This is a genomic window from Urinicoccus timonensis (genome assembly GCF_900232945.1).
Taxonomy (GTDB): domain Bacteria; phylum Bacillota; class Clostridia; order Tissierellales; family Peptoniphilaceae; genus Urinicoccus; species Urinicoccus timonensis.
This window is the reverse complement of record NZ_OCTU01000001.1, coordinates 688,937-710,709: the sequence shown is the minus strand read 5'-3', so window position 1 is coordinate 710,709 and position 21,773 is coordinate 688,937. Positions and strand designations below refer to the sequence as shown.

Annotated in this window: 18 protein-coding genes; 17 read left to right on the top strand and 1 reads right to left on the bottom strand. The window is 43.7% G+C overall.

Annotated elements, in window-relative coordinates; genetic code table 11:
• Positions 1 to 121: 121 nt before the first annotated feature.
• Both CS898_RS03320 and CS898_RS10160 read left to right on the top strand, forming a co-directional pair.
• Positions 122 to 6,436, top strand: a complete 6,315-nt coding sequence (locus CS898_RS03320; protein WP_099208088.1) for a leucine-rich repeat protein — start codon at positions 122 to 124, stop codon at positions 6,434 to 6,436.
• Complete coding sequence (locus CS898_RS10160; RefSeq protein WP_099208168.1) at positions 6,420 to 6,509, top strand: hypothetical protein; 90 nt, start codon at positions 6,420 to 6,422, stop codon at positions 6,507 to 6,509. The genes CS898_RS03320 and CS898_RS10160 overlap by 17 nt, the downstream gene beginning before the upstream one ends.
• 59 nt (positions 6,510 to 6,568) lie before the next feature.
• On the opposite strand, the gene CS898_RS03315 is transcribed toward CS898_RS10160, so the two are convergent.
• Positions 6,569 to 7,519, bottom strand: a complete 951-nt coding sequence (locus tag CS898_RS03315; RefSeq protein WP_099208087.1) for an NAD(P)-dependent oxidoreductase — start codon at positions 7,517 to 7,519, stop codon at positions 6,569 to 6,571.
• A 96-nt stretch (positions 7,520 to 7,615) separates the two neighbouring features.
• Between CS898_RS03315 and CS898_RS03310 the strand changes: the two genes are divergently transcribed.
• The 15 genes from CS898_RS03310 (at position 7,616) to murI (ending at position 21,634) form a co-directional block, all read left to right on the top strand.
• A complete protein-coding gene (locus tag CS898_RS03310; RefSeq protein ID WP_099208086.1) occupies positions 7,616 to 8,449 on the top strand; it encodes a YhfC family glutamic-type intramembrane protease in 834 nt (277 codons plus the stop codon).
• Positions 8,424 to 9,347 (top strand): AAA family ATPase, encoded by a 924-nt coding sequence (locus CS898_RS03305; RefSeq protein WP_200807604.1) that lies wholly within the window; start codon positions 8,424 to 8,426, stop codon positions 9,345 to 9,347. Before CS898_RS03310 ends, CS898_RS03305 begins: the two co-directional genes overlap by 26 nt.
• Complete coding sequence (locus tag CS898_RS03300) at positions 9,340 to 11,094, top strand: vWA domain-containing protein (RefSeq protein WP_099208085.1); 1,755 nt, start codon at positions 9,340 to 9,342, stop codon at positions 11,092 to 11,094. Before CS898_RS03305 ends, CS898_RS03300 begins: the two co-directional genes overlap by 8 nt.
• A gap of 84 nt (positions 11,095 to 11,178) precedes the next feature.
• A complete protein-coding gene (locus CS898_RS03295; RefSeq protein WP_099208084.1) occupies positions 11,179 to 11,646 on the top strand; it encodes a redoxin domain-containing protein in 468 nt (155 codons plus the stop codon).
• Positions 11,647 to 11,720: 74 nt separating this feature from the next.
• Positions 11,721 to 12,287 carry a helix-turn-helix domain-containing protein gene (locus CS898_RS03290; RefSeq protein ID WP_009430694.1) on the top strand — a complete coding sequence of 189 codons (567 nt, stop codon included), beginning with the start codon at positions 11,721 to 11,723 and terminating at the stop codon, positions 12,285 to 12,287.
• Positions 12,251 to 13,105: an IS3 family transposase gene (locus CS898_RS03285; RefSeq protein WP_141558234.1), complete on the top strand. Its 855-nt coding sequence runs from the start codon at positions 12,251 to 12,253 to the stop codon at positions 13,103 to 13,105. The genes CS898_RS03290 and CS898_RS03285 overlap by 37 nt, the downstream gene beginning before the upstream one ends.
• Positions 13,106 to 13,126: 21 nt before the next feature.
• Positions 13,127 to 13,243 (top strand): IS3 family transposase, encoded by a 117-nt coding sequence (locus tag CS898_RS10155; protein ID WP_143614575.1) that lies wholly within the window; start codon positions 13,127 to 13,129, stop codon positions 13,241 to 13,243.
• A 103-nt stretch (positions 13,244 to 13,346) separates the two neighbouring features.
• Positions 13,347 to 14,117, top strand: coding sequence for an alpha/beta fold hydrolase (locus tag CS898_RS03280; protein ID WP_200807603.1), 771 nt, complete (start codon positions 13,347 to 13,349; stop codon positions 14,115 to 14,117).
• A gap of 10 nt (positions 14,118 to 14,127) precedes the next feature.
• Entirely contained in the window at positions 14,128 to 15,660 is a 1,533-nt protein-coding gene (locus tag CS898_RS03275; RefSeq protein ID WP_099208082.1) for a UDP-N-acetylmuramoyl-tripeptide--D-alanyl-D-alanine ligase, read from the top strand.
• A 166-nt stretch (positions 15,661 to 15,826) separates the two neighbouring features.
• On the top strand, positions 15,827 to 16,990 hold the full coding sequence (locus tag CS898_RS03270; RefSeq protein ID WP_099208081.1) for a D-alanine--D-alanine ligase family protein: 1,164 nt from the start codon (positions 15,827 to 15,829) through the stop codon (positions 16,988 to 16,990).
• Positions 16,991 to 16,999: 9 nt separating this feature from the next.
• A complete protein-coding gene (gene rnr, locus CS898_RS03265; protein ID WP_234976011.1) occupies positions 17,000 to 19,111 on the top strand; it encodes a ribonuclease R in 2,112 nt (703 codons plus the stop codon).
• Positions 19,080 to 19,544 carry an SsrA-binding protein SmpB gene (gene smpB, locus CS898_RS03260; protein WP_099208079.1) on the top strand — a complete coding sequence of 155 codons (465 nt, stop codon included), beginning with the start codon at positions 19,080 to 19,082 and terminating at the stop codon, positions 19,542 to 19,544. Before rnr ends, smpB begins: the two co-directional genes overlap by 32 nt.
• 133 nt (positions 19,545 to 19,677) lie before the next feature.
• The gene (locus CS898_RS03255) at positions 19,678 to 19,944 is read left to right on the top strand and encodes a Veg family protein (RefSeq protein ID WP_009430727.1); all 267 of its coding nucleotides are present in this window, start codon (positions 19,678 to 19,680) and stop codon (positions 19,942 to 19,944) included.
• Positions 19,945 to 20,048: 104 nt separating this feature from the next.
• Positions 20,049 to 20,846, top strand: a complete 798-nt coding sequence (gene ispE / locus CS898_RS03250; protein WP_099208078.1) for a 4-(cytidine 5'-diphospho)-2-C-methyl-D-erythritol kinase — start codon at positions 20,049 to 20,051, stop codon at positions 20,844 to 20,846.
• 8 nt (positions 20,847 to 20,854) lie between these two features.
• A complete protein-coding gene (murI, locus tag CS898_RS03245; protein ID WP_009431664.1) occupies positions 20,855 to 21,634 on the top strand; it encodes a glutamate racemase in 780 nt (259 codons plus the stop codon).
• Positions 21,635 to 21,773 lie beyond the last annotated feature (139 nt).

Sequence of the window (21,773 nt, the reverse complement as noted above, 5' to 3'; positions counted from 1 at the left end):
GGAGGAAGTATTCATGAAAAATTTCAGGAGTTTAAAGGGAAGAGGGGGGTGAGGAGGAAATAGATGCGCTGAGATAGGTAAAAAGATGGAAGGTAAAAAAGAAAAATATGCTTTTTAGACCATGCTCAAAAGGCAAAGAAAGCAAAAAATTATCGAAGGTCGAAAAACACATCATACAAGGAAGAGGAAGGAGACAAAGATGAAAAAAAGACTTGTCAGCTTATTTTTGGCTTTGGCTATCATCGTTACCATGATGCCCTATAACTTGTGGGCTCGAGAAGGTGGTGGCTTGGAAGATCAAAAAAATAGGATGGCTGAAATTCTAGGAGAAACTGAAAAAATTCTTCTAGGGAATAAATCAAGTTATAATTACGAAGAAGTTTTGGCTCTTCTACAAGGGGGAGAAAAGAAAGAATTCTTAAAATCTAAGGCCACTGATGAAACAAGGTGGAGCGAGAATCCAAACTATAAATCTGCTAAGAATGTAATTATGGCCTTGGCCCTGGGAGAAGACCCTAACCAGCTTTTTGGAAAAGAAAATTTAAATAAATTAACGAAAAAGGGACTTAAAGGAGCTAACACAGATGAACAATACTTCATTAATGCTATTGCCCTAATCTTAGCTGAAAGAAAAGACCAGGTAGAACTTTCTGAACTCAAGGGAAGAATTAATGGCTTACAAGGCATTAATGGGAATAAGTACTTGGGAGTATTGAGTTTAGCCCTTTATGACAAAAAAGACCAAGACCTAAAAAATTATAAACTTGAAATGATTTCGAACATGGATGACCAGGGTGTTCTTATCAACCTTGAAACAACATCCAGGGCCATTCAAGCCCTCTATGCCATGGGAGAGGATCCCTACCATGTAAAAAATCCACAAGGGAAGACTCTTGTAGATGGTCTGGAATCTCTATATCGTGGAGAGGGGAAATTTGCTGCGACAGGAGGTCTTCAATATGGACAAGAATCCAATCCTCCTTACTATGCCTTGGCAGACTTGGCGGCAGGTTCTTCTGCTTATGGAAAACTATTAAAATCTGAAGATGGTCCAAATATTCCGGAAGAGCCTGGACAACCGGCTCGTATTGCCCTATATTTTGCTGGGGGACAACAAGTTAGCCCATTAAAAGAAGGAGGGCAACAAGTTATTCTCGCCACAGTATACGATGCCGAGGGGAAAGTCTTAGAAAACGAAGAAGTAACCTATCAATCCTCGAATTCCCAAGTATTAAAACACTTAGAAGGGAATACTTTTCAGGCTCAAGCTGTTGAAAAAGATACCTGGGTCATGGTTACAGCAAGATCTAAGACAAAGCCTGAAATAACAGGCGAAATTCAAGTTTTGGTGACAAAGAAGACGAGTTCAAATCCTGCAGGAGCCTTTACCTATGAAATAAATTCTGACAATAAAGGAGTGACGATAACAGGCTATAGGGGGAAGAACCCGGAAAGACTGGTAATACCTGGGGAAATTGAAGGAAAACCAGTAACTAAAATAGGGAAAGAAGCATTTAAATATGGTGCTTTTGGCAGTGGAAAAATAGAAACAGCGATTACCTCCTTGGAACTACCTGATACATTGGAAGAAATTGACAACAATGCCTTTAGGGGAAATAAATTTGCCAGTTTAGTTTTTCCTAAATCTTTAAAAATAATAGGGGAAGCGGCTTTTGAGTCTAATAATTTAGAAAGCATAGACCTTCCTGAAGGCTTAGAGACAATAAAGGAAGCGGCTTTTTCCTGTAATAGTAAACTGAAGAGTGTAAAACTTCCAAGTACCATTAAGGAAATACAAGGAGGCACCTTTAGGAAGTGCCAAATCGAAGAATGTACCCTTCCGGCAGGTGTGGAAAAATTAGGAAAAGGAAGTCCGACAAACTCCTATGGGATATTCAATGAAAATTACCAGGCTGAGGATGCAAAAAAACTTCGTTTAACCAAGGTTTATGACCAGTCAGGTCAAGCAGTACCAGAAAATACTCATGGAGTCATCAACCCAGTTAAGGTGACGATAAAGTATGTAGACAAGACCACGAACAAGGATATATTAGACCCTGAAACCATTGTAGGAAGAGAATTGTATAAGATTACGAACTTAGATATGACTTTTCCTGTTCCTAAAATAGCTGGTGGCAGTGGAAAAAATTTAATAGACTATACCCTTGATTTAGATAGGAATTTTGACCAGGTTTTTGCAAAAAAAGACGTTTTTGAAAAATTTACTGAAAATTACTTTACAACAGGTAAAGAATACACCTTCAAAGCAAAAGACAAAGTTGGCTATACTAAGCCGGCAGACATTACCAAGTCTTTTGATGGGAAAACCGGAGAAGTTGTTTTTGAATATAGCTCCAAAGTGGCAAAGAAAAAACTCAGCCTAAGGGGTGAAGGGCTAAGTAGTCAACCGGGAGCAGGAGACTTGGAACCAGGGCAAGAAATTCAAGTGTCCATTAAGCCCCCTACTGGTAAAAAACTCAAGGCCTTTAAGGTCAACGGCCAAGACAAGACACAGGACCTCAAGGGATCTCCAATTGAATACAGTTATAGCTTTACCTTAAAAGAAAATACGACTCTGGCAGTAGAATATGAAGCTATAAGCTATACAAAGGACTTAGACTTAAAAATTACTGAAGGAAAGAAAGATCGCTACCGGATTGGAGACAAATTAACTCTGCAAGTTCTCTACCATGGACAAGAACTTTCTTTAAAGAATGACAAGCTAAGCCTGGAAGTGGTCCCGGAAGATGGGATACGCTTGGATAAGGCAACGGGTCAAGTTATTTTAGTTAAGTCCGGAGATTTTAAGATTAATGCTAAAATAAAGGAAGAAAGTTTAACAGACGGACTTTCCTTGCCAGTAGATCCTGTTAAGCTAAAAGTTCGGATTGAAGGGTCTGGGGAAACTATTTTAAAACCAACAAACCTTGAAATTACCAATCTGAATTTAAAACAAGGTTATGACTACTATACAAACCTTTCCTTTGACCAGCCGGTAGCCAGTCTAGCCCTTGTAGCTGGTGCAAAGGCAGCAAATATTGACACCACAGATCGGCAAAAATTTGATATGCAAGGTCAGGGAACCTTCCTCAAAACTCTGGGAAATTATACAGGAGGAGACAGCACAACACCGGCAGATAATATTTATGGTGGCTGGACCTATTATGTAAATAACAAATTTCCATTACTAGCATCAGGCTTAGGGGCAGGTATAAGTCAGTATGTTGTTCAAGATGGGGATTATATTAACTTCTCCTATATGGACAACTATAAATTCAGCTCCTATGTCTATTTTGAACCGGAAGAATATGAAGTAGAGGCCGGTCAGGAATTAAACCTCCAATTAAACCGGCTAGACGTTGAGGGAATGGGATCTACACCGACAAGCCTTGAAGGAATAGCTCTTTTAAATAACGGGAAAAAACTCTTGGATTCTCAAGGAAAGGCCTATAAAACGGATGAACAAGGGAAAGTGACAATCAAGCTTGACGAGCCGGGGACCTACGATCTATCAGCAGAGAAGTTCCAAAAGAATTCGATTCCTGCTGCTGGAGGAGAAAAAGAAATCCAACAAATGGCAATTTCCAGGCCCTATGCCAAGGTGGTTGTCAAGGAAAAACCAGAACAAGCAATTGATATTCCGGACCCTGTCCTAAGAAAAGAAATTTTGACAAAATTAAAACTGAAGGACAAAAAAGACCTTACAAAAGAAAAGATGAAAAAATTAACCTATCTTTATATATACACATCAAGTGGTGAGGTCAAAACACTAGAGGGTTTAGAGTATGCTGAAAATTTACAAAAACTAACCATTAACGGGAGTCCCCATTTAGACAGTTTAAAACCCATTAGCAAGCTTTCTAAACTAGAAAAGTTAAACCTCAATAGCAACGAATTGACCAATGAAAAAATCAAGGACCTAGCAGGCCTTGAAGGGTCAAGTTTAAAAGATTTAAGTCTGGACTCCAATCTTTTGACGGATATTTCTCCCTTGGGAGATTTAATCCAAGGGCTGGAAAGTTTTAGTTCTACAAGCAATACAGTTAAACTTGGTGGAGAAGAGAACATCTTTGAATTTTTCACAAGGGACTGGAAAAATCAACCAGTGGGTTATATCATCCCACAACCAGTCAAAGACACTGTGACAATAGATGAAGGCTCTGATCCAAACATAATTCGGGTTCTAAAGAAAAGTGACCAAGAGATTAAAATTTTTTATGAATCAAAAAATAACCAACGTTATGTAAAAGAATTTGGAGGAAATATTTATATTTCAACAGATCAAATGGTCTTTACAGATAAGGTAAAGGTCACATTTGATCCGGACAATGGAGGTCCTATTCAAGAGAGGTCAATAACTAGGGGTAAGGTATACAGCCTAGGTATTCCTGCACCGGAAAAGCCGGGATGGAAGTTTTTAGGTTGGTATGAAGTCAAGAGCGATGGAAGCCTAGACAATGAAGCTTTTGACTTTACAAGGCCCTTGGCAAAAGACTATAAGCTTAAGGCAAAGTGGGAACAAAACATTGAAAATATAACGGTAACCTTTGACCGGGGTTTAGACTTTGGATCTCCCATAGTTAAAGAAATAAAACAAGGAAGCCCAGTGGAAGCCTTAGAAGTTAAAAAGTTTGGCTATATCTTTAAAGGCTGGTACCAAGTTATGGGAGATGGACAAGTCAGCCCTCAAGCCTTTGATTTTAGTCAAAAAATAGAAAAAAACATCACTTTAAAGGCCCTTTGGGAAAAAGATCCGGAAACTTCCTTCACAGTGGGCAAGTACCGTGAAAAACTCCTTGAATATTATGAAACTGTCCGTAAGTATGATGATAAGTATCCCAATCAACTAACAGCAAAAGAAACAGCCGCCCTAACTAAAGCAGGATTTGTTCCTGGAGCTGATTGGAAAACTAACGATGATTATATGGAAGACTACCCTGATAAGAAGGGATACTTTGGCGCCAAGGCTCAGCAGGCCCTCATTCTAATAGACTTAGATAAAGATCCTAGAAACTATAAGGGACAAGATATTTTGGCAGACCTGGTGAAGGGCTTGAATAATCCCAACATGCTAGCAGAAGATAACAATACAAACTACCTTCGTGCTCTTATAGCAGTAAATAAATACAATCAAAAGGGAACAAAACCAATTGATTACAACAGGGACCAGGTATTTAAAAACCTTAAATCTATGGTGGCAGAAGATGGAGGAATCAAGGGAAATAGTGACTCTGGCACAAGCATCAATACCGCTTTAATGCTTCAAGCCATGGAATATATGCCGGATAGTCAAGATAAGACGGATTTAATCAATACTTGTCTTGAGTATTTACAAAATATTCGTAAGAGCAACCATGCGATTTATACCACCATTCAAACAACAGCCTACCAAGGAGAAATATTGAAGGGATTACTGGCTGTTGGAGAAGATCCAACAAGTTCTAAATGGCAATCAGGAGATAGGAATCCTATCGAAGTCCTTTTTGATTTTGTGAGACCAGATGGATCCTTTAAAAATGCAGAATCAGACAGTGAAACAAGTCGGTCATGGCTAGCTGCAAACTTATCAAATGTAGAGACCCTCAATACTTTAATTGAAAAGGGTTATGGAGACTATCAAATTAAGAGTGTAAACCTAGATGAAAATGGAGAAGTTGTTCTTAAAGATCCACCTGTTTACCATACACTGACAATTGAAGTTGAGCCAAAGCAAGCACAGGTTCTTGTAACAAAAATGGATGGAACTAAAGTATTTTCTTACAAGAAAAACCCTGAAGATCCAGACAATGTTTATAAGTTAGCAGCTGGGCAGTATAAGATTAAAGTTACTGAAGAAGGCTACAAGCCAGAAGAACAGACTCTGGACCTTGCAGGGGATAAGACTGTAAAGATTCAACTTAAGGTGGATAAGACCAAGCTAGAAGAAGCCATTGCCAAAGCTGAAAAAGTGAAGAAGGCAGACGAAACTAGCCAAGATGGGACAGATGTAGCTATAGACGAGACCTGGGTAACCCCAGCAGTCCAAACCGCCTTCGATCAAGCCTTGAAGAAGGCAAAAGCAGTTAACGAAAAAACTGATGCAAGCCAAGACGACGTCAACCAAGCTGCAAAATCACTAAAAGATGCTATGGATAACTACACTCCAGAAAATGGGACAAAAGAAGTTGTAGCTCCTGTAGATAAAGCGAAGCTAAAAGAAGCCTTAAGTCAGGCGGAAGCAATGAAGAAGGCAGATGCAACAAGTGCAGATGGAAAAGACGTGGACACAGGCAAGACCTGGGTTACTCCAGAAGTGAAAGCTACCTTCGACCAAGCCTTGGAAAAAGCAAAAGAAGTTAACGAAAGAACTGATGCAAACCAAGACGAAGTCAACCAAGCAGCAAAAGCACTCGAAGATGCCATAAAAGCNAGAGGAGTATATAGATTATTACAATAACGAAAGAATTCAATCAAAAACAAAATGGATGCCACCTACAAAGTATAGGTTAGCATCCACTACAACGAATTAATTAAATATTGTGTCCAGTTTTATGGGTACACATCAGGCCTGGTTTAGACTTTAAGATTTTTAATTCACCCTGTTGGGAAGGTCCTTGCCTTGGGCCAGGGCCAGGAGGTTGTCTCGGGCGTTTTCTCCCATTTCCATCCGGGCAGCATAGGTGGCATTGCCCAGGTGGGGAGACAGGACCACTTGGTCCATGGTCAAAAGGTCTGGATGGACCTTGGGCTCAAATTCATAAACGTCCAAGGCGGCACCGGCAATTTTTTTGTCCTTCAAGGCTTGGACCAGGGCTTTTTCATCTACAATGGGTCCCCGGGAGGCATTGATAAGAATGGCAGATTCCTTCATCAATCCCAGGGCATCCTTGGAAATCAAGTGGTGGAGTTGGGGTTGGTAGGAGGTATGGATGGTAATAAAGTCGGATTTTTGTAGGACTTGGGCCAGGTCCATGTAACGAAGGCCCAGGTCTTCCAGGTCACCTTTTCGGGTCCTGGAAAAATAAACCACTTCCATACCAAAGGCCAGGGCTCTTTTGGCCACTTCAGACCCAATACGACCCAGGCCGATAATGCCCAGAACCTTACCCTTGACTTGTTGGCCTAAAAAGAAGGTAGGCCGCCAGCCTTGGAAGTCTCCCTGGCGAACCAGTTTGTCTCCAGGGACGAGTCCCCGGGCTGCTGCCAAGAGGAGGCCGAAGGTCATTTCAGCTGTGGATACAGCAGAAGAAGGAGCCGGGGCATTGGTAACGGCAATCTTTTTATAGGCGGCATACCTGGTGTCAATGTTGTCAAAACCAGCACCGTAGTTGGCCACCAATTTTAAATTTTCCCCTGCATCTAGGATTTTCTGGTCAATCCTGTCGGATAGGGGACACAAGAGGGCATGGGCATCTTGAATCCTCATCTTGAGTTCCTCCCGAGATAGGGGCTCCAGGGAATCGTGGTAGTCTATAGTATAAACTTTGGCTAAATCATCAAAAATTTCTTGGGGTATTCGGCTAGTAATCAATAATTTCATAAGGACCTCACTTTCTCTTTCTAGTCTACCACATTTTTCTGTAGAGGGGGAGACATTCATGCTATAATGAAAAGACCAAATACAAAGGAGGTTGACATGTTTAGCAATGCGCAAATTTACGGCCAATTGGCCCTGGGGATGGCCTGTATCCTCATCCCCCTTACGGGCATGGTCTATCTCAATATAAGAAAAAATGCAGAAATAAAGTATGCAGTAGCTGGGGCTGTGGTCTTTTTTTCCTTTGCCCTGGTTTTAGAAAAGATGCTTCATCTAGTGGTTCTGCCCCTTATTGACCAGGAAAAGCAGACCTGGCTCTATGTCCTCTATGGGGCCTTGGCGGCGGGAATTTTTGAAGAAATTCCCCGTTATTATGTCTTAAAAATCATGGACAAGAAGAAAAGTTTGGGGACCTATGATGCTCTCCAATATGGCCTGGGCCACGGAGGATTTGAAATGACTATCTTGGTGGGCCTGACGGGAATCAGTCATTTTTTCTTAGAAAGAAAGGTCAATGCTCTAGGGCTAGCGACTATCTTAAAGGATATTCCTCCAGCCTACCATGGTCAGGTCAAGGAGAGCATCCAAGCCCTAGCTTCCATCCAGGGGGTTCAAGTGATCCTACCCCTAGTGGAAAGAATCTTAGCCTTGAGCTTTCATTTGGCCATGGCCCTTTTAGCCTATTTTATTGTCCGGGGATTTTTGAAAAAATCAGCCCTGGTTTTGGCTGTAGGTCTACACTTTCTCATGGACCTGCCGGCCATGCTCTTTCAAGTGGGCCTGGTAAAAAGTCTCCCGGCCATTTATGGGGGTTACTTGGTTATGGTCCTGGCCATCTTCTACTGGCTCAGCCGGGTCTATAGACAAGGGACAAGGGAAATTTTGCAAGAAGATAAAGGAGGAGACGATGACCATGACCATGGAAGCATTTGAAGAATTTTTAAGGAGCCAGGGAGTGGACGATGCCCTCTTGGCAGAGGTCAAGGCCTTTCGGGAGGAATACCCCCGGGAAATGGAAGACCGGATTGGGACTTTAAACTATAAATTTTACGGAGGGGAAGTCTGGACCCAAGCCATCCTGGCCCTATTAGAAGGGGCCCACCTCCTCCTGTCTGGGCCCAAGGCTACGGGGAAAAATGTCCTGTGTGCAAACCTGTCCTTCCTCTTTGGGCGGCCCCAATGGACGGTTTCCTTGAACATGACCAGCGATGCCCATGGCCTGGTGGCCAGCGACACCTTCAAGGACGGGGAAGTAGTCCTCAAACCAGGACCCGTCTACCAAGCCGCCAGGTATGGGGGCTTTGGGGTCTTGGATGAAATCAACATGGCAAAAAACGAGGCCTTATCTGTCATCCATTCTGCCCTGGATGACCGGAGAATTTTAGACATTCCGGGTTATGACCTCTTAAGGCTCCATCCTGCCAGCCGATTTTTGGCCACCATGAATGATGGCTACCTGGGAACCCGGGACCTAAACGAGGCCCTGGTGAGCCGGTTTTTAGTCTTGGATATGCCGGCCATTTCTCAAGAAAATCTTATCAAGATCCTCATGGACCACACCGGAATCCGTCGAGACCCGGCCCAACTTTTTAGCCAGCTCTTTATGGACCTCCAAGAAAAAAGTCTCCATGCAGAAATTTCCTCCAAGTCCATTGACCTAAGAGGTCTCCTTTATGCCCTCCAACTCATGAAAAGAGGTTTGGGAATCTTTCCGGCCCTGGACCTGGGTCTGGCCAACAAGTGTTTTGATTCCTATGAAAAAGACCTGGTCCAAGACACCATCAAGACCCTCTTTAGTTGGGATATGAAGGGGCAGGACTTCTTTGACTAGGCAAGAAAGGGACCAAATCAGACAAGATAACATCCTCTGGACGGTGGCCGGGACCTATGAAAACCTACCCCAAGACCGGATGCTTTCTAGAGGGGGATTGGTCTATCGCAGTGCCTTGGAGGGTCTTATTTATAAACACTATGAGGGTAAAAAACTTTTGAATTTCTTTCGTAGCCAGGTCTATTCTAGGTCCCATGACCAGGACTTAAGGGTCCTGGCCCAGCTTTATTTTGACTACCAGCTCAAGGACCTGATGGAGGGAGAAAGGCCTGGGGCCTATGCCCACCGTCTGGCCTATCTGGAAGACTTAAAAGAGAAGTTGAAAGAAAAAAAGGACAGGACCTTTCAAGAGGAACTTTTGTATGCTTACATCCAGGCCTTGGGTGGAGGTCTACAGCTGGAGCCCTATAAAGAAATCCTAAGAAGACTTATGAGAAAAAGTCCCTTGGAAACAGGCCGGGCCATCCAGGACTTGGAAAGAATTTATCGGAGCCTGGCCTGGGACCAGGAGGAAGGACCCAGGCGGCTTCCTAGTTTTGAGAAAGGCCAGGAAGAAAAGTCCCAGGCTAGGGAAGACAAGACCAAAGAGGCAAAAATCCTTCCGGCCAAGGACAAGGTCAAGGAAACGGAATCTCTAGAAAAATATACGGTTGAAGCGGCCGAATTTACGGGTGTCCTCTTAATGGATGAAGAGATGCAGGCCTTGGAGGAGGCAGCTGGGGACCTGGGTCAGGCCCAAAGTCCCTTTGACCCCAAAATCCATGAAAAGGTCATCCAGCACTATGGCCAAGCCTCCCAGGAAAGGAGCCAGCTTTTGGCATTGGAAGAGAAAATTTGCCAGGGCATCCACCAGGGCATCCGTCTCCATAGGACCAAGGGCCACTATCTCCAAGATATGAAGTCCAGCTACTACCAATCCCTGGCCCAAGACCAAGAAAAGAAAAACCTCCAAGCCTTTCAAGACAGGGCCACAATTTACCGGAGAAACATCAACCAATTAAAAAGTCTTTTAAAAAAGACCCTTCTGGACCAAAGTCAAGAGGAAAGCCAAAGGTCCAGGTCGGGTGACCTGGAAGCGGCTTGGGTTTGGCAGGAGGTCATCTTGGGCAACAAGCAGGTCTTTCGAAACCGCCTGGCCCAGGAGCCGGGGCAATTTACGGTGGATCTTTTGATGGATGCATCTGGGTCCCAGGAAGACCACCAGGAAGACGTGGCTATCCAGGCCTATATCCTGGCCCAGGCCCTGGTGGCCCTCCATATCCCCACCCGGGTTTTGGGCTTCCACAACCTCTACAACTATTTAGTTATAGAAGAATACCGGGACTATAGGGATGGGATCCAGGAAAACAGGCAGATTTTTCGCTACCAGGCCACCGGGTCCAACCGGGACGGCCTGGCCCTGGCCTACCTCTATGAGAGTATGAAAAAAGACCCCAACCGGAGGTCCCTCCTGGTGGTCTTAAGCGATGGTCGGCCTAATGACCGTATCCACTTAGGCTTGGCAGCCGACCAGAGAAGTCCTGGCCTTAATTATGAAGACCAGGAAGCCCTGGAAGATACAGCCCAGATGGTTTTAAACCTCCGGCTTAAAGGAATCCAGGTCTTGGGTGTTTTTACCGGCCAGGAGGAAGACCTGGACAAGGAAGTAAAGATTTATGGACGAGACTTTGCCTATATCAAGGACATGGACCGATTTTCCATCATCGTTGGAAAGTTTTTTAAAAGCTTTGTGGAAAGATGGAGATAATTTTTTCAAATTGGGTATAAGAAGATTAGATTAGAAGGTCTTAAAATAAGTTAGGATCCTACATCTTGAGTAAGGAGGAAAATTATGGCAATTATTGAAAAAGGTCAAAAAGCACCAGAGTTTGATTTAACCAACCAAAAAGGAGACCACATTAAATTATCAGACTACAAGGGAAAATATGTCCTGCTATCCTGGCATCCACTGGCATTTACCCCTGTTTGTACAGATCAAATGAGAGATCTTGAAGCCAACTATAACTTCTTTGCAGACCACAATACAGAAGTTTTGGGAATGAGCGTAGACCCCCAACCCTCTAAAAAGGTTTGGGCAGAAACCCTATGCTTGAGTAACTTAAACATCCTATCAGACTTTAAACCCTTAGGAGAAGTTTCCAAGGCCTATGGAGTTTGGCAAGAACATTCCGGAGCTTCTGGAAGGGCTGTTGTCCTAGTTGGACCCGATGGAACTGTTCTTTGGTCCCACAAGTATGAAGATTCCATCAAGCCAGATATTGAAAAAATTAAAGAAATTGTTTCTCAATGCAAGGCATAAAAAAATAAAAAAACGTGTAGGAGAAATTGATATGTACCCTCTTTACTGGACAAACCAGTAAGGAGGGTATTTTTGTGAAATATAGCTATGAATTCAAAAAAGAGTGCATACAGTTGTATAGGCAAGGGAAATGGCCTGATACACCTGATGGGACCAAAGAAGAAAACCTTCATGCTTCCATTAGAAAATGGTTTAGATTAGAAGAACTTCATGGCCCAGAAATTTTAAACCATGGAAATAATATCCACTGGACACCAGATGAAAAATTAGAAATGGTGTCGAAAGTGCTGGCTGGAAATTCAATAAAGGCAACTGCAATCGAAAATGGAATAAATGAAGGACAACTTTATTCATGGCTTAACAAGTATAAAAAGGATGGATATAATGGTCTTGTGAATAAAAAGAAAGGCCGTAAATCTAAAAATACAACCATGAAAAAGAAAAATATCCATAAACCAAAAGAACTGAATGAATCCGAAAGAGAAGAACTCATAAGACTTAGAGCAGAAAATGAATATATGAAGGCTGAGAATGAAATAATAAAAAAAGAGATCGCCTTGAGAGAAGAACGTTACGCTGCGCAACTCAAGGCGAAAAAGCAGCGATTGTCAAAGAACTCAAAGAAAAAGGATACAGACTAAAGGATCTTTTAAGAGCCATTGATTTGCCGAGGTCAACATACTACTTTGAACTAAATAAAGTGGATAAAATAAAAGTTAAGAATCGTCCGATTGCAGATAAAATAGCCCAAATCTTTCACCTACACAAAGGAAGATATGGAGTGCGAAGAGTCTATATGGAGTTAATAAATCAAGGCTATGTCATAAACCATAAAAAAGTACAAAGGATTATGCACGAACGAAAACTTTTTGGAAAGGGCTCTAAAGAAAAATACCACTCCTATCAGGGGAAAATAGGTAAAGTAGCAGATAATCTAATCAATAGAGACTTCAAAGCAGATAGACCTTTACAAAAATGGACCACGGATGTCTCTGAATTTAAATTTTCTTGGGGTAAATGCTACATCTCTCCAATACTTGATATGTATACCAATGAGATTATCTCCTACGACTTATCCTTAAGTCCTAATTTAAAACAAATATCTACTATGTTAAGAAGAGCATTTAGAAAATTTCCAAAACTAAAGAACTTAATACTACATTCAGATCAAGGTTGGCAATACCAACATAAATATTATGTCAATGAGCTTAAAAAACATGGGATAAAGCAATCCATGTCAAGAAAAGGGAATTGCTATGATAACTCCATTATGGAGACATTCTTTGGAAGGCTAAAAAATGAAATGTATTATGGTTATGAAAAGAGCTATCGCTCTTTTGACGAATTTTCGAGAGCAATAGAGGAGTATATAGATTATTACAATAACGAAAGAATTCAATCAAAAACAAAATGGATGCCACCTACAAAGTATAGGTTAGCATCCACTACAACGAATTAATTAAATATTGTGTCCAGTTTTATGGGTACACATCACANAGAGGAGTATATAGATTATTACAATAACGAAAGAATTCAATCAAAAACAAAATGGATGCCACCTACAAAGTATAGGTTAGCATCCACTACAACGAATTAATTAAATATTGTGTCCAGTTTTATGGGTACACATCACAAGGGTGGTTTTTTATTTTGGCCCCAAGTCAATCTATGGTATAATAGCTAGAGATTGGAGGGTTTTTGTGGAAAAGAAGACATGCCAAATTAAGGGGCTTAAGATTGCCTATGTACTCCAAGGCCAGGGGGACAAGTATTGTGTCATTGCCCATGGCTGGGGTACCAACATAGAAACCATGATGGGGGTCTATGAACAAGTTAAGAAAAACTACCGGGTCCTCCTATACGATGCCCCGGGTTTTGGGCAAAGTGATGACCCCAAGGAGGTTTGGGGAACAGAAGACTATGCCGATTTTTTAAAAGACCTCTGTGACTACTTTGAAATTGACAAGGCTGACTTTATTGGCCATTCCTTTGGAGGCAAGACCCTGACAATTTTTGCTGTGAAATATCCAGACCTGGTCAGGCGCCTGGTCTTAATCGATGCTTCCGGCGTTCTACCCAAACGGGGTCTGGACTATTATTTTAAGGTTTATTCTTTTAAGTTTTTGAAAAAAGTCTACCTCTTTTTCCACAGGGGCCAGGGCAGAGACAAGGCCCTGGAAGGCTTTTATAAAAAGTTTGGGTCTGATGACTACCAGGCTTCCCAGGGAATCATGCGTAAGACCTTTGTCAAGGTAGTCAATGAATCCACGGAAGCCTATTTTCCAAAAATTAGCCAACCCACCCTCTTGATTTGGGGCCGACAAGACGAGGCCACCCCTCTTTGGATGGGGAAGGTCTTTGAAGAAAAAATCCCTGATGTCGGCTTGGTTGAGCTCAATGGAGGCCACTACAGCTATGTAGACGACTATGGAACCTTTTCTGCTGTCATTGGCTCATTTTTAAAGGATTAAGGAGAAGAATATGGAGAAAGCATTTTTATATGGCCTTCTGTACCTGGTCTACTACCTGGGTCTGGCAGGTCTTACTTACTACACCATTCGAAAAAATAGCCCCGACCCCCTGCATATGATGCAGCTGGAAGGCTACCAACCCCGGGACTATAAACTTTGGCTCAAGGAAAACAAGTCCTTTAAATTTGCCCTAAAAACCACCAGCAGTCAAAACAAGACTCCCCTGGTTTGGACAGACCGGGCAAAGCGCCTCCACAAAAAACACCTAACAACGGTTCTTTTGGTCCTACTTGTCTTCTTGGTCCTATCCATCTTCCTCTACAAGTATTTCTTTTGGCTACTTTTCTACCCCCTCTGCCTGGGGATTTTTGCCTATAGCCAATTCCAATGGATTATCCTGGCGGCCAAGTTGAACCTACCCCTGGAAAACAAGATCAACCAGGGCTTTTATGATGCGGCCAAGGAAAAGATAAGGGCCCGAAAGGACCTGTCTGTCGTTGGAATTACCGGATCTTTTGGTAAGACCTCTACCAAGTTTATGATAGCTACCATTCTGGAAGAGGCCTTTAAGGTCCAAACCACCCCTTCTTCCTTTAACACCCCCATGGGGTTATCCAAGGTCATCAACAATGACTTGACAGAAAACAAGGAAGTTTTTGTGGCGGAATTGGGAGCCAAGGAACCGGGAGAAATTAAAGAGGTGGCCGACCTGGTCCAACCCACCATTGGGGTTATTACCGCTATTGGTCCTACCCACATGCACCTCTTTAAGACCATAGAAAATATTCAAAAAACCAAGTATGAACTTATTGAAGCCTTGCCCCAAGATGGGGTGGCCATCTTTAACGTAGACAATGCCTATGTCCGAGAATTGGCCGATGGCTGTGACCGAAAAACCATCCGCTATGGTATGGACTTGGACCAAGACCTGGATGTCTTTGCCGACCAAATCCAAGTCGGGGCCCTGGGATCCAGCTTCCAGCTCCACTTGCCGGACCAAGACCCTGTCCTATGCGAGACCATTCTTTTGGGTAAACACAATATTTCCAACCTCCTAGCAGCGGCTTGTATTGCCTATAGCCTGGGAATGACAGCAGACCAAATTGCAGCTGGGATCCAAAGGGTCCAACCCGTGGAACACCGTCTCCAATTAATTCAAGGCCCCAGTGGGGTCAATGTCATTGATGATGCTTTTAACTCCAACCCCGTTGGAGCCCGAGCAGCCCTGGAAGTCCTAGGAGCCTTCCAAGATGCCAAAAAGATTATCATCACTCCTGGCATGGTGGAATTAGGAGATATAGAAGAAGAGGAAAATGAAAAACTGGGCCAAGAAATTGCCCAAGTTGTGGACTACTGTATCCTGGTAGGAGAAAAACGGACCCAACCCATCCAAAGGGGTCTAAAGAAAGCAGGCTTTTCCCAAGACCGGCTCTTTATCGCCCAAAGCCTAGATGAGGCCACCCAGATTTCCGCCCACTTAACAGGGCCTGGAGATGTAGTTTTAATTGAAAATGACTTACCCGACAGCTATAATGAGGTGTAAGTAGTCTTCCCCAGGTCCAGGCCTGGGGATTTTTATGGAATTTTAGAAAAATATCTAAGGCCCTGTAAAGACTTGGCCAAAGTTTGCAAAACTTTTGATAAAAGCAAACGCTCCAGCCTGGAGTGTGATAAAATAAAGGTAGAAAGTCTATATTTTAGGAGGAAGTATGAAAACAATCGGAGTCTTGTTTGGCGGTAAGAGCGTCGAACATGAAGTGAGTGTCATTACTGGAGTTCAAGTGATGGAGAACTTGAACAAGGACTATTGTGTGGTTCCCATCTATGTAAAAAAAGATGGCCAATGGCTGGGAGGAGAAAGTCTAAAGGATTTCAAGTCCTTTAAAAACCAAGATTTTTCCCAGGCCTATCCAGTTTATTTTAAGGCCGGAATCCCCTCCTTGTTCCACTTGCAAAAGCAAAAGGGAGGTCTTTTAAAGGGAGACCAACTGGTGGAAGAGGAAAGAAAAATTGACTGTATCATCAATGCCCTCCATGGGACCAATGGAGAAGACGGGTCCATGCAGGGGCTTTTGGAACAATGGTCTGTAGCCTATACAGGCTGCCAGGTGCCAGGCTCAGTCCTGGGGATGGACAAGGTCCTTATGAAGGAACGCTTTAGCCATTGTGGCATCCAACAAGTGGCCTATACCTGGTTTAAGGCAAGGGATTGGAAGGAAAACCGGGGCCAAGTTCTGGAAAAAATCAAGGAAATTGGCTACCCCCTTATGGTAAAACCCTCCACCCTGGGTTCCAGTATTGGGATTTCCAAGGTCAAGGAAGAAAAAGACCTGGAAGCTGCTGTGGACTTGGCCCTATCCTATGACAAAAAAGTAGTGATAGAGCATGCTGTGGACCAGTTGAGAGAACTGAATATTTCTGTTTTAGGGGCCAATGGTTCCTATGACTTAAGCCCCATTGAAGAGCCCAAGAGCCTTAACGACCTCTTGACCTTTGATGAAAAATACATCCATGCCAACAACAAGGCCGGGGAAAAAACCTCTGGCAAGGGAGGACGAAATATCGTGGTTCCCGAGGCGGATGTCCTGGAAGCCATCCATACCATGGCCCGGTCTGCCATGGATGCCATTGACGGGGCCGGAGTGGTTCGGATTGACTTTATGATGGAAGGGGACCAAGTCTACCTTAATGAAATCAACACCCAACCTGGGAGCATGGCCTTCTACCTCTGGGAAGAAGCGGGACTGTCCTTTAAAGACCTCCTGGATCGAATTATAGAGACTGCAGAAGAAAAGAAAAGGGAAAAGGACCAAATTATCTATTCCTACGAAAGCAACTTATTTCAAAGGTCAGGATTTGGTTCTAAATTATAGGTGATAAGATTGATACAAGACAAGCTGTTGGATTATTTAAAAAAACCCAGAACGGAAAAAGAAATTTTCAACCACTTCCAAGTGGATGGCCCCATGCGCAAGGAAGTGCGAAAGCTATTGAATAAATTGGAAGATCAAGGAAGGATTGGCCGGACCAAAAAGGACCGCTACCAAAGCCTTGAAGATGAAGATTGGATCAAGGGAGAATTTCAAGGAAATAAAAGAGGGTTCGGCTTTGTCTTGCCTGTCGACCAAGACCTAGAAGACATCTATATTGATAAAGCAGATACCGCCGGAGCCTTAGACAAGGACCAAGTCCTGGTTAAGATGGTGGATGAAAAAGACCGCCGGGGCCAGGTGGTCCGAATCCTAAGCCGGGGCCGGAAGAAGTTGGTGGGGACCTTTGAACGGTCCCAAAAGGACTTCGGTTTTGTCCGACCGGACGACCACCACTATGCCAAGGATATCTATATTGGAAAAAAACAAGTAAATGGTGCCAAGGATGGGGACAAGCTGGTGGTGGAAATCATTAGTTGGCCCGACAATGACCGGAACCCAGAGGGAAAAGTTCTGGAAATCCTGGGCCATAAAAATGACCCCCAAGTGGAAATTTTGGCCATTGCAAAAGAAATGGACATCCCCATGGACTTTTCCAAAAAGACCTTGAAGTATGCCCGAGACCTCCAAAAAGAAGTGGACCCCAAGGACTACCAGGGCCGCTTGGACCTAAGAGAGGAAAATATCTTCACCATTGATGGGGCCGATTCCAAGGACTTTGACGATGCCATTTCCATTGAAAAAATAGACAAGGGCTATAGGTTGGGAGTCCATATTGCCGATGTGGCCCACTATGTCAAGGAGGACAAGGCCATTGACAAGGACGCCTACCTCCGGGGAAATTCCGTCTACCTTTTAAGCAAGGTCATCCCCATGCTGCCCAAGGAATTGTCCAATGGAATCTGCTCCCTAAACCCCCAAGTGGACCGGCTCTGCCTAAGCGTCATCATGGAGGTAGACCTAAAGGGTAGGGTGAAAAAACACAAGATTTGTGAAAGTGTCATCCGGTCCAAGGCCCGACTGGTTTATGACGATGTCAGCAACTACCTGGACCATGGTAAGACCCATCCCTCCTTTGCGGGTTTGGAAGAAGACCTGGACCATGCCTTGGAGTTGGCAAAAATCCTCCAGGAAAAGCGCCACAAGCGAGGGGCCATTAACTTTGACATGGAAGAAAGAGAAATCAAGTTGGATGAAAATGAACGAGTCCTGTCCATTTCCATTGCCCAAAGACGCTGGGCCAACAAGGTCATTGAAGAGTTCATGATTCTCTGTAATGAAACAGTGGCAGAGCACTATTATTGGATGAAGGTTCCCTTCCTCTACCGGATTCACGAAGAGCCTGACAAGGAAAAACTCTTGAGTCTCAACCAAATCATGCGGCCCTTTGGCTACCGTTTGAACCAGGTAGAGGACATCCAACCAGGGAAAATCCAAGACCTCCTGGAATCTGTCCAGGGTAAGGTGGAATACCCCCTTATTGAAATGCTGGTTCTTAGAAGCTTGAAAAAGGCCAAGTACAGCCCCATTATGGAGGGCCACTTTGGCCTGGCCAGTCGCTTTTACAGCCACTTTACCTCCCCCATCCGTCGCTATAGTGACCTACAAATCCATAGGATCATTAAAGACGACCTCCATGGTCTCTTGAATATGGGTCGGATTAACCATTATGAAAATATCTTGGATGAGGTAGCTTTCCATGTTTCGGCCACAGAAAAATTAGCTGTGGAGGCCGAAAGAAGAGTAGAAGATGTCAAGATTGCCGGATACATGGAAGACCATCTAGGAGAAGAATTCGATGGCATGGTTTCAGGAATCACAGCCAGTGGAATCTTTGTCCAATTGGAAAACACTGTGGAAGGCTACATAGGCTATGAATCTATGGACGACTTCTTTACCTTTGATGAAAACCGATATATTGCCCTGGCCAAAAATGGCCGTAAGTTCTACCTGGGTATGAAGTTGAGAATCCGGGTGGAATCCGTAGAAAAAGAAAAAGGACATATAAATTTTAGTTTGGTAGGTGACCCCTTTGGCGAAAAAAAAGACCAAGAAGACAAATGAATTGGCCAGCAACCGCAAGGCCAGACATGATTATTTTATAGAAGACAGCCTGGAGGCCGGCCTGGTCCTAGTGGGGACAGAAGTCAAGTCCATCCGCAAGGGGAGTGTCAGCTTGGCGGATGCCTATGCCTCCATTCAAAAAGATGAGGTCTATGTGGAAAATATGCATATAGCCCCCTATGAAGAGGGCAACCGCTTCAATGTAGACCCTTTGAGAAAGAGAAAGCTCCTCCTCCATAAAAAAGAAATCCAGAAGCTGAAAAAGAGCCTGGATCAAAAGGGCAAGACCCTGGTCCCCCTAAAACTCTACCTGGTTCGGGGAAGGGTCAAGATGGAGTTGGGCCTGGTCCAGGGGAAGAAGCTCTATGACAAGCGCCAAGCCCTTAGGGAAAAAGAAATCAACAAGAAACTTAGGGACTTTACCAAGTATTAAAGGTCTAAGAAAAATCTAGGAAAATCTATTGACAAGCTTCCACCACAATGTTAAAATAGAAAATTTATTGACGCCAACCCTTAAATATGTTATACTGTTAAAGTAAATCATTGTATAGAAGGGTGGTAGTACAGTGAATCAGATGGAGCAAATTCGTAAGGAATTAACGAGACATATTGGTAAGCGTGTGATTTTAAAGGCAGACAAGGGACGGAAGAAAATCGTAACCCGACGGGGACGTTTGGTGGAAGTTTATCCCAGCCTGTTTGTTGTAGATATTGAACATGAAGTCAGTGAAGGAAATCGGACAATTTCCTACACCTTTTCCGATGTGTTAACATCAACCGTCAAATTAACTATTATTGACGATGACCAAGTGGAAAATAAAAAAATTTCCTAGATAAAAAAGTTCTTCTCTAAGGGGGGGACTTTTTTTGTATCCTGGGACCTATACCCGGCCCAGGCCATATGGTATAATAAAAAAGACTTTTATTTGGAGGAATTATGGACCAACTTGTCATGAAAAGCAGAGGAAAAATAAATAGGGGTTTAAAAATTTTGGGGAAAAGACCCGATGGCTACCACAATCTGGATTCCATCATGATCCCCATTAGTCTGCAGGATACCATCACCCTGACCAAGAGAGACCGGGGCCTGGTCTATGAAAGTAACCTGATTGAGCTGGATTGGACTTCGGATAATTTTTGTAAAAAAGCCCTAGACCTTCTAGAAGAAAAACTGGGAAGGACTTTTTCTCTGGAAATCCAATTAGAAAAGAGAATTCCCCTGGGAGCTGGCCTAGCCGGAGGGACAGCCAATGGGGCTAGCATCTTAAAGGGTCTAAACCAGCTCTATGACCTAAAGCTAGACTTAAAAGACCTCCAAGCCTGGGCCTTGGACCTAGGGGCAGACTTTCCCTTTTGTCTCTACGACCGGCCAGCTCGAGTCCAGGGGATTGGGGAAAAAATTCAGCCTCTAGAGGGAAAGGAAGAAGCCATCCTCTTGGTCAATCCCGGCTACCAACTTTCCACTCCAGAAGTCTATGCCTGGTACGACCAAGATATGGATCGGGGCATCCAAGACCAAGCCATCAATGACTTGGAGGGACCTGTCCTAAGACGACACCCTCAACTGGTTCAAGTTCGAGAGAGCCTGGAAGCCACAGGAGCCTATGAGGTCTCCATGTCCGGATCAGGACCCACATTTTACGCAGTTTATGAAAATCAAGGCCAAAGAGACCAGGCCAAGGAAAAATTAGAGGGGACTTTTGAAAAAGTCCTGGCCTGCTCAACAGTCTTATAGGAGGAAATATGCAAGGGATTGGTGTATACGACAGTGGCCTGGGAGGCCTGACTGTCCTAAGAGAGCTCAAGAGATGCTTTCCTAAAGAAAAATTCATTTATTTTGCCGATACGGCCCACCTGCCCTATGGGACCAAGAGCCTGGACCAAATCAGGTCCTACGGGCAAGGAGCAGGAAGGCACTTTCAAGAAGCTGGAGTCAAGGCCCTAGTGGTGGCTTGTAATACAGCTACCGGGGCAGCCCTAGACCTCTTGCGAGACCAAATGCCCTGCCCTGTTTTGGGAGTTATTGAGCCGGGAGCCAAGGCCGCCCACCAGGCTTCTAAGAATAAAAAATATGCTCTTTTGGCCACCCAGTCCACCATAGACCGGGGCCTCTACCAAGCCTACTTAAAAGACCTAGACCCTCGGGCCCAGGTCTACGGTCTGGCCTGTCCCCAGATGGTACTGGCAGTAGAAGATGGCCTGGCAGACCACTATATTGGCAGAAAAATTGTCTGGGAATATCTGGACCAGCTTCCGGCAGACTACGATACTTTGATCTTGGGCTGTACCCACTTTCCCTTGGCCCAAAAGGCCGTGGAAGACTATTTCAAGCAAAAAAAGAGACAGGTCAAGGTCATTGATCCGGCCATCCAAACCTGTCTGGATCTGGCAGAGACCGTCAAGATGGAAGAGGGAAAGACAGGAAAAACCAACTACTATACCAGTGGAGAAAAGACTCTTTTTAAAGAAAAACTGGAAAAGATTTTCGGAGAAAGAGTCCGGGTAGGTAATTGGGATTTTTAAAGAAAAAAAGAAGATAGAAAAGATATGGGAGCAGAAAACCTGCTCCCATTTTTTTGTGGAGAAAAGGAATTTCAAGAAAGGACTTCAAAAAAACCACCTATAATATGAAAGAAAATGAAAAAAATTAGGTTGGGTCTAA